The organism is Magnetospirillum sp. UT-4, assembly GCF_902729435.1.
In the GTDB taxonomy this organism is placed as follows: Bacteria; Pseudomonadota; Alphaproteobacteria; order Rhodospirillales; family Magnetospirillaceae; genus Magnetospirillum.
The window spans coordinates 46,345-55,693 of the sequence record NZ_CACVCG010000051.1 but is presented as its reverse complement, the minus strand read 5'-3'; the positions used below and the strand labels follow the sequence as shown (position 1 = coordinate 55,693).

Below are 9,349 nucleotides of genomic sequence, written 5' to 3'. Positions count from 1 at the left end.
TTTTGGATCAGATAAGGGTGCGGCGGGCCTCGCCGAGACGGCCGCTGTCGCGGCCTCCTCAGGGTGAGGCCCGAATGAGACGAAGAACCGCTTATTCAGGCCCGCATGCCGCCGAGGGCGCCGCGCACCTGGTCCAGCGCGGCGCGCATCTCGGTCTGGAAGCGTTCGGTCGCCGCCTGGGCGGCCAGCGCCTGCTGCGCCGGCAGATGGCGCAGCACCTGCTCGGCCGCCGCCTGGGTGCCGGCCAGGCCGGCCTCGACCACATCGACCACCTCGCCGGCCTGCTTCAGCTGCGGCAGGGCGGACTGGCCCAGGGACTGGGCGTCGACCACCGCCAGCAGATGCCCCAGCCCGGCCACGGCGTTCTTCAACTGGGTGCCGGCCTGCGACACCGCCACCGCCGCGCCCTGCTGCACGGCGTTCTCGTTCAGCGTGCGCACCGCCGAGATCATGGTCTGAAGCTGTTGCGTGATATCCTGCGCGGCGCCCGACTGGCGCCGCTGCCGGTCGTGCTCCTGCTGGGCCGCCGCCTCCTCCGCCAGGCGCTGCGGATCCGGCATGTCCGAATCGACGCTGGCCGCGGCCTGGGCCGCATCCGACGCTGGAGACAACGTACTCAGGAACGAGGCGATTCTGCCGATTCCCATGAGCCACCCTTGACCGCGCGCCCTTCGGACCCGCCATAGGTTTTCCAATGAAAACCAGCATACCCCAATGGCAGCAGGGATTTCAACGGGTTCGGCAAAGTGGTCCTGCCACCTGAACAAGGGTCATGACGGCGAAAGGTGCCCCAGCGGCAGCGGGGCGCCGGCCTTCACGGTGCGGATGACGAAATTGCTGCGCACGTCCTTGACCATCGGCAGCTTGAGCAGGGTGCCCAGCAGGAACCGCTCGTAGGCGGCGAGGTCGGGCACCGCCACCTGCAGCAGGAAGTCGGATTCGCCCGACACCAGATGGCAGGACACCACTTCGGGCATGGCCACCAGCGCCTCCTGGATGGCGGTGGCGTTGTCGTCGCGGTGGCCGTCCACCTTGATCCCCACCAGCACGGTGAGGCCCAGCCCGATCGCCGCCCGCTCCAGCTCGGCGCGGTAGCCGGTGATGATTCCGGCCTCCTCCAGCGCCCGCACCCGGCGCAGGCAGGGGGTCGGCGACAGGCCGACGCGGTCGGCCAGTTCGGCATTGGAAATGCGGCCATCGGCCTGCAGGGCGGCCAGGATGCGCAAATCGATGGAATCGAACGATCTTGGCATGGTTCACCCCAAATGGCCCATTTCATGGCACGGTCTTGCGCAAGAGGGCCATATCCCGGTGAAGATCGCAAGGACATGCCCGCCCCGGCATGGCAGAGTCGGCGCCGACAGGGAGGTCCCATGAGTTTCGAAACCGATTGCGCCGTCGCCGCCCGGGCGCTGGATACCTTTGCCGCCCGGGCGCGGGACCGCGCCGACCCGGTGATCCGCCAGCCGGTGCTGGCGGCGCTGGCCGCCGACCTCGGGCTCGAACGCCTGATCGCCGAGGGCGGGCTGGGCGGCGAGGCGCTGGCGCGCTTCCTCGACACCTATCTCGGCGCCTCGACCCGGCTGCACCACCCCGGCTACATGGCCCACCAGGTGGCGGTGCCCGAGCCGCTGGCGTCCATCGCCGCCCTGGTGGATTCGTTCAGCAACAACGCCATGGCCATCTACGAGATGGGGCCGGCCGCCGCCACCGTGGAAAAGACGGTGCTGGACTGGATGCTGGGCAAGGCCGGCTGGTCCCCCGACAGCGGCGGCGGCGTACTCACCCATGGCGGCTCGCTGGCCAACCTCACCGCCCTGGCCGCCGCCCGCGCCCGCGCCGCGCCGCAGGCGTGGGAGCAGGGGGTGCCGCCGGGCCTGGCCATAATCGTCTCGCCCGGCTGCCACTACTCCATCGCCCGCGCCGCCGGCATCCTCGGGCTGGGGCAGGCGGCGGTGGTGGCGGCGCCGGCCGATGGCGACGGCCGCCTCGACCCGGCCGGGCTGGCGCCGCTGCTGGCGCGCCTCAGGGACGAGGGGCGCACGGTGATGGCGGTGGTGGCCAATGCCTGCGCCACCGCCACCGGCCTCTACGATCCCCTGCGCCCCATCGCCGAGACCTGCCGCGCCGCCGGATTGTGGCTGCACGTGGACGGCGCCCACGGCGCCTCGGCGTTGGTGTCGCCCCGCCTGCGGCATCTGCTGGACGGCCTCGAGCTGGCCGATTCCCTGGTCTGGGACGCCCACAAGATGCTGCGCGCCCCCACCGTCTGCGCCGCCGTGCTGATGCGCGACCGCGCCAGCCTGGACGGTGCCTTCCGGGAAGAGGCCAGCTACCTGTTCCACGACAAGGACCAGCCCGGCTTCGACTTCATCCACCGCACGGTGGAATGCACCAAGGCGGCGCTGGGGCTGAAGGCCTTCTTCGCCCTCGCCGCCGAGGGCGAGGCGGCCATGGCCGCCCATATCGAGCGCCAGACCGATCTGGCGACCGCCGCCGCCCGGTACCTGCGCGGCCTCGACGGCTTCGCGGTGGCGGTGGAGCCCCAGTCCAACATCGTCTGCTTCCGCGTCGACGGCGACGATGCGCGGCAGCTGGAGCTGCGCCGGGCGCTGACCGAGGCCGGCCGCCACTATGTCTCCACCGCCGAATTCCGCGGCCGCCGCTGGCTGCGCCTGGCGCTGATGAACCCGGCCACCGGCATGGCGGACATCCAGGCCCTGGCGGCCGACATCCGGGAGTGGATCAGGCCGGGCTGAGCATCCCTCACCGAACTTTCATCCCGGACCGGCGGCTTTCGTGGCATCACCTGGGCATGCCGACCACCGGCCGGGAGGGAAGGGTCATGACCAGCGCCCAATGCGACAGCACCGTCACCCCGGAACAGTTCCGCGACCGCATCCTCGACCATGCCTGCCGCACGGTGGGCAAGGCGGTGGTGACCATGACCGCCGACGACTGGCTGCAGGCCACCGCCCATGCCTGCCGCGACCTGATGGCGCCGGCCTGGCTGGCCAGCCACGACGCCTTCTACCGCGACAACGACAAGGTGGTCTGCTACCTGTCCATGGAATTCCTGATCGGCCGCTCGCTGTCGGGCAATCTGGTCAAGCTCGGGCTCTACGACACCTGCCGCAAGGCCTACGAGCTGCTGGGCCTGGACTGGAAGTCGACCGCCTTCTGCGAGCCCGAGGCCGGGCTCGGCAATGGCGGTCTCGGGCGGCTGGCCGCCTGCCTGCTGGATTCGCTGGCGACGGTGGGGGTGCGGGCCTGGGGCTACGGCATCCGCTATGATTACGGCATGTTCCGCCAGCGCCTGGTCGGCGGCGAGCAGGTGGAGGAGCCCGACGACTGGGCCCGCCACGGCAATCCGTGGGAGTTCAAGCGCGAGAAGAGCGTGTTCGAGGTGCAGTTCGGCGGCCGGGTGATCCAGTTCACCGACGCCGAGGGCCGCATTCGCCACGAATGGGTGGACGGCGAGCGGGTGCTGGCGGTGGGCCGCGACCAGGCCATCCCCGGCTTCCAGTCCGAGGTGGTCAACACCCTGCGGCTGTGGCGCGCCGAATCGCCCCACACCTTCGACCTGGGGCGCTTCAACACCGGCGACTACGTCGATGCGGTGCGCTCGGGCATCGAATCGCAGAACCTGTCGCGCATCCTCTATCCCGACGATTCCACCCATTCCGGCAAGGAATTGCGCTTCAAGCAGGAGTATTTCTTCGTCTGCGCCTCCATGCGCGACATCCTGCGCCGCTTCCTCAAGCTCAATCCCGATCTGGCGGCGCTGCCCGACAAGATCGCCATCCAGCTCAACGACACCCATCCCGCCATCGCCATCCCCGAGCTGATGCGGCTGCTGGTGGACGTGCACCAGATGGACTGGGACCGGGCCTGGGACATCTGCCGGCGCACCTTCGCCTACACCAACCACACGGTGATGCCCGAGGCGCTGGAGACCTGGCCGGTGGAGATGTTCGCCCGCCTGCTGCCGCGCCATTACGAGATCGTCTGCGAGATCAACCGCCGCTTCCTGGACGAGGTGCGGCGCGTCCGGCCCGGCGAATTCGACCTCTACCGCCGCGTCTCCATCATCGACGAGGAGGGCGGGCGCCGGGTGCGCATGGCCCATCTCGCCTTCGTCGGCTCGCACAAGGTCAACGGCGTCGCCGCCGTCCATACCGACCTGATCCGCAAGGGGCTGTTCCGCGACCTCGACACCGTGCTGCCCGGGCGCATCGTCAACGTCACCAACGGCGTCACCCCGCGGCGCTGGCTGATGCTGTCCAACCGCCAGCTCACCGAGCTGATCAACCAGCGCATCGGCACCGGGTGGCAGGGCGACCTGTCGGGGCTGACGGCGCTGGAGCCGTTCGCCAACGACACCGCCACCCTGGATGCGCTGGACGCGGTCAAGGCGCACAACAAGCGCCGCCTGGCCCGCCTGGTGGCCGAGGCGGCCGGCATCGACATCGACCCTTCCAGCCTGTTCGACGTCCAGGTCAAGCGCATCCACGAATACAAGCGCCAGCTGCTCAACCTGCTGCACGTGGTGACGCTCTACAACCGCATCCGCGCCGGCGCCACCGAGGGCATGGTGCCACGCACGGTGATCCTGGGCGGCAAGGCCGCCCCCGCCTATCACATGGCCAAGCGCATCATCCGCCTGGCCGGCGACATCGCCGGCGTGGTCAATTCCGATCCCGGCGTCAACGGCTGGCTGCGGCTGGTGTACATGCCCAACTACAACGTCTCCAACGCCCAGATCATCATCCCCGGCGCCGATGTGTCGGAGCAGATCTCCACCGCCGGCACCGAGGCCTCGGGCACCAGCAACATGAAGTTCGCGCTGAACGGGGCGCTGACCATCGGCACCCTGGATGGCGCCAACATCGAGATCAAGGACGAGGTCGGCGAGGACAACATCTTCATCTTCGGCCTCAATGCCGACCAGGCCAACGACATGCGCGCCGGCCGCCGCCAGGACAGCTGGGACCACTACCACAACGATCCCGAGCTGAGGCAGGCGCTGGACATGATCGCCGCCGGCTGGTTCTCGCCCGACCAGCAGGACCGCCACCGCCCCATCGTCGATGCCCTGCTGGGCCACGACGAGTTCCTGGTGCTGACCGATTACCGCGCCTATGTGGACTGCCAGCGCCGGGTCGCCGCCCTGTACCTGGACCGCCGCGAATGGCACCGCCGGGCGCTGCTGAACGTCGCCCGCATGGGCCGCTTCTCCAGCGACCGCACGGTCACCGAATACGCCCGCCTGATCTGGGGCGTCGCGCCCGGGGCGGCGGCGGCGCACCGCCCGGCCCGGGCGGCGGCGGAATAGGGCGGGGCGCCCGTCCGCCCCACTTGCGCACGGTCAATTCCCCCCGGCCGGCGAAACTGGCACAGTGACGGCCAAGACGGCCGTCCACGGCCGCGATCCAATGGGAGGGAAGCACCATGGCCGTCGAGACCGGGCCGCGTCAGATCGTCACCCCGTTCCGCCCGATTCCGCTGGCGGTGCCCGAGGGGATGAAACCCAACGAATTCTTCAACAGCACCGAGAACCTCAACGATCTGGCCAACAACAACGGCCTGCTGCGCAACCCCGAGGGGCTGCTGCTGTACCGCAAGGCGCTGGGCCATTCCAACCTGTTCGACACCTCGATCATCTACGACACCTCGCGCACCATCCTCGACCCGCTGGGCCGGCCGGTGCGGCGCACCCAGGTGCCCGAGCACGTCAAGGCGGTGTGGAACCGCATGAACCAGATCATCGTCGCCGCCATGCTGGAGTGGTTCCCCGATCCCGACCGCCACCTGGTGCTGGCCGGCGAGGCCAGCCTGGACGCCACCTGGCCGCTGACCTCGCCCGGCGTACCCAGCATCCGCATGCTGCACAACCACTTCATCGTCTTCGACAAGGCCGAGCTGGCGGCGGCCCCGGCCGCCGACCCCGACAACCCCAACCTCACCGACGGCGGCCAGCATTCGCTGTTCCAGTCCCACATGCGCGAGGTCTACCGCGCCTTCTTCGACGGCTTCGAGTTCCAGATCCTGAAGCCGTGCCAGGCCGGGTCGTGCCGGCTGGCGCTGACCGGCTATCCCCAGGGCCTGCCCAGCTGGGAGATCCAGGGCGGCGCCGAGGCGCTGAAGGACATCCGCTTCTGGGAGGAATACGACACCATCCTGATGGGCTTCATCGACTTCTACCGCACCTTCTTCGGCCAGGTATCGACCCGCAACGCGCCGCTGCCCGCCGGCATCCACTTCCCCGAGCTGGTCAAGCGCCGGCTGCAGCACGACAATTCGCTGCTGACCGCCGCCAAGATGGTGCGCGAGCGCTGCATCGCCGACGCCAAATACGCCAACGCCATCCGCTGGCAGCCGGCCTTCAAGCAGCTGATCTACCGCAACGATCGCGGCCAGCTGATCGTCACCATCAGCCAGAACTCCATCGGCAACGCCATCACCGAGCTGCTGGGCGTGGTGGTCGAGCGCAAGCCCGATGCCGATGCCTACGGCGCCGCCGAGCCGGCGCTGGTGGAAAAGCTGCTGGAGGTGCGCCGCCGGCTGGCGGCCGCCGATCTCGGCGACGGAATCGCCACCCCGTGGTGGGGGACGGACTGATCCCTCCCGCCACACGTTTTGGCGGGGTGTCACAGCTCGTTCACATCCCGTTCGTACTCCTGTTTTGACCTTCTGTTATAGAGGCCTCGCCGGGCTATCTTCGGGGGGGCATCATGCGGGTCAACGAACCCATCACCGACACCGAGGTGATGCTGGACGACGACAGCCTGATCGTCTCCAAGACCGACCTGGCCGGCCGCATCACCTTCGTCAACGCCGCCTTCGTCGAGATCAGCGGTTATTCCGAGCAGGAGTTGCTGGGGGCACCCCACAACATCCTGCGCCACCCCCACATGCCCGCCGTCGCCTTCGCCGATCTGTGGACCACCGTCAAAGCCGGCCGGCCGTGGGAGGGGGTGGTCAAGAACCGCACCAAGGACGGCGGTTTCTACTGGGTGCAGGCCAACGTCACGCCGCTGATGGAGAATGGCGAGACGGTGGGCTACGTCTCGGTGCGCAGCAAGCCGGCGCGCGAGCAGGTGGCCGCCGCCGACGCCCTCTACGCCGCCATCCGCGAGGGCCGCGCCGGCGACGTCGCCCTGGCCGAGGGCGTGGTGCTGCGCACCGGCACCGGCGCCCGCCTGCGGCGCCTGGCCGCCGGCCTGCAGGGCCACGTCTACGGATTGCTGGCGGCGCTGCTGGGGCTGGCGGCGGCGGTCGGCTGGCTGGGGCTGGCGACACCCGCCGGACTGGGCGCGCTGGCGGCCGGCGCCGTGGTCGCCTGGCTGCTGGGGCGCACCCTGATCGCCAGCGTCACGGCGCCGCTGGCCCGCATGGAAGGCCATTTCGCCGCCATCGCCAGCGGCGACCTGCGCCACGACATCCCGCCCGAGGCCACCCCCGAATTCGTCTCCACCAGTTCCATGCTGCGCGCCATGAAGGCCCGCCTGGCCTACGGCATCGAGGAGCGGGCCGAGATCAACCGCCGCGCCGAGGCCCACCTGAAGCGCGAGATGCTGTCGCTGACCGAGGTGCTGGAAGGCGAGATCCAGGACACCGTCGGCGACATCTCGATCCAGTCGCACCGCCTGGGCGAATCGGCGGTGCAGCTGCTCAAGGTGGCCAGCGAACTGACCGCCGCCGCCCAGGCGGTGTCGCAGGCGGTGGACACCACCGCCGGCAACGTCCAGACCGTGGCCAGCGCCACCGAGGAGCTGGAGGCGTCCAGCCGCGAAATCCTGGCCCAGGTGGCCGGTTCGTCGCAACTGGCCGAGGAGGCGCGCCGCCGCGCCGATTCCGCCACCGCCAACGTCGCCGGCCTGTCCGAGGCGGCGACCCGCATCGGCGGCGTCGTCGCCCTGATCCAGGGCATCGCCGCCCAGACCCGCATGCTGGCCTTGAACGCCACCATCGAGGCCGCCCGGGCCGGCGAGGCGGGAAAGGGCTTCGCGGTGGTGGCCGAGGAGGTCAAGGGCCTGGCCCGCCAGACCGAGGACGGCATTTCCGACGTCAACACCCATGCCGTCGAGATCGGCCGCACCACCGACGACACGGTGGAGACCGTGCAGGCGGTGGCCGCCACCATCCGCGACATCGACGCCGTCGGCGCCGAGGTCGCCCGCGCCGCCGAGGAACAGCGCGCCGCCACCGCCGAGATCATGGCCAGCGCGGTGCAGGCCGCCGACCATACCAGCGCCGTCGCCGAAAACGTGCGCGCGGTGACCGGCTCGGCCGAACAGACCAACGCCATCGCCCACAAGGTCACCGACCTCACCGGTCTGGTCAACCGCGACATCGCCTCGCTGCAGCGGCGGCTGGGGATCATCCTGCGCTCGTCCTACGGCGGCGACCGCCGCCATGCCGGCCGCGTCCCGGTGGCGCTGCGCTTCACCGCCGATTTCGGCGGCCAGACCTTCAGCGGCTTCACCGGCGACATCTCCGAGAACGGCGCGCTGCTGGTGCTGGCCGGCCACGACCGCCCCACCGCCACCGAAGCGGTGATCGAACTGGAGAAGGTGGGCGCCATCCGCGCCCGCATGCTGTCGGAAAGCATCATCGGCCTGCACGTCCGTTTCGACGACATGGGCCGCCATGTGCAGAAGGCGCTGCTGCGCGAGATCGACCGCGTCGCCGACGCCGACAAGGAATACATCGTGCTGGTCAAGGACCTGGGCGAACGGTTGTCGCGCCTGCTCGACGGCGCGGTGCGCAATCGCGAGATCGAGCCCGATTCCCTTTTCGACATCGAGTACGAAGCCATCCCCGGCACCGATCCGCAGCAGGTCATGGCCCGCCACACCGAACTGGTCGAGCGCCTGTTCCCGGCGGTCATCGAGCCGCCGCTGGAGCGCGATCCGCGCATCGTCTTCTGCTGCGCCACCGACCGCTCCGGCTACATCGCCGCCCATAACCGCAAATATTCCGAGCCGCAGCGCCCCGACGATCCGGTCTGGAACGCCGCCCACGGCCGCAACCGCCGCGTCTTCGACGACCGCGCCGGCATCCTGGCGGCACGCAACGCCAAGCCACACCTGGCGCAGACCTATTGCCGCGACATGGGCGGCGGGGTCTTCGTGCTGCTGAAGGAGCTGGACGCCCCGATCACCGTGGCGGGCCGCCACTGGGGGGCGGTGCGCATGGCCCTGAAGCTGGGGTGAGACTGAAAAACGGTTCGTCACGGAATATCGCCGTCGTTCCCGCGCAGGCGGGAACCCAGGAGTCGCGGAAACGATGTCGGCGCACCCCCTGGGTCCCCGCCTTCGCGGGGACGACGTTTCAGGTGGTGCCC

Annotated in this window: 6 protein-coding genes; 4 read left to right on the top strand and 2 right to left on the bottom strand. The window is 69.8% G+C overall.

Going from position 1 to position 9,349, the window contains the following annotated elements; genetic code table 11:
- Nucleotides 1-95 precede the first annotated feature (95 nt).
- The gene (locus MTBUT4_RS07880; RefSeq protein ID WP_173979127.1) at nucleotides 96-647 is read right to left on the bottom strand and encodes a hypothetical protein; all 552 of its coding nucleotides are present in this window, start codon (nucleotides 645-647) and stop codon (nucleotides 96-98) included.
- Nucleotides 648-770: 123 nt separating this feature from the next.
- The gene (locus tag MTBUT4_RS07875; protein WP_173979126.1) at nucleotides 771-1,253 is read right to left on the bottom strand and encodes an Lrp/AsnC family transcriptional regulator; all 483 of its coding nucleotides are present in this window, start codon (nucleotides 1,251-1,253) and stop codon (nucleotides 771-773) included.
- Nucleotides 1,254-1,373: 120 nt separating this feature from the next.
- Here MTBUT4_RS07875 and MTBUT4_RS07870 point away from each other — a divergent pair, with 120 nt between their 5' ends.
- The 4 genes from MTBUT4_RS07870 (at nucleotide 1,374) to MTBUT4_RS07855 (ending at nucleotide 9,218) form a co-directional block, all read left to right on the top strand.
- On the top strand, nucleotides 1,374-2,759 hold the full coding sequence (locus MTBUT4_RS07870; RefSeq protein WP_173979125.1) for an aminotransferase class V-fold PLP-dependent enzyme: 1,386 nt from the start codon (nucleotides 1,374-1,376) through the stop codon (nucleotides 2,757-2,759).
- Nucleotides 2,760-2,845: 86 nt separating this feature from the next.
- Complete coding sequence (locus MTBUT4_RS07865; RefSeq protein WP_173979124.1) at nucleotides 2,846-5,335, top strand: glycogen/starch/alpha-glucan phosphorylase; 2,490 nt, start codon at nucleotides 2,846-2,848, stop codon at nucleotides 5,333-5,335.
- 116 nt (nucleotides 5,336-5,451) lie between these two features.
- The gene (locus MTBUT4_RS07860; protein ID WP_173979123.1) at nucleotides 5,452-6,621 is read left to right on the top strand and encodes a hypothetical protein; all 1,170 of its coding nucleotides are present in this window, start codon (nucleotides 5,452-5,454) and stop codon (nucleotides 6,619-6,621) included.
- Nucleotides 6,622-6,734: 113 nt separating this feature from the next.
- Entirely contained in the window at nucleotides 6,735-9,218 is a 2,484-nt protein-coding gene (locus MTBUT4_RS07855; RefSeq protein ID WP_173979122.1) for a methyl-accepting chemotaxis protein, read from the top strand.
- The last annotated feature ends 131 nt before the right edge of the window (nucleotides 9,219-9,349 follow it).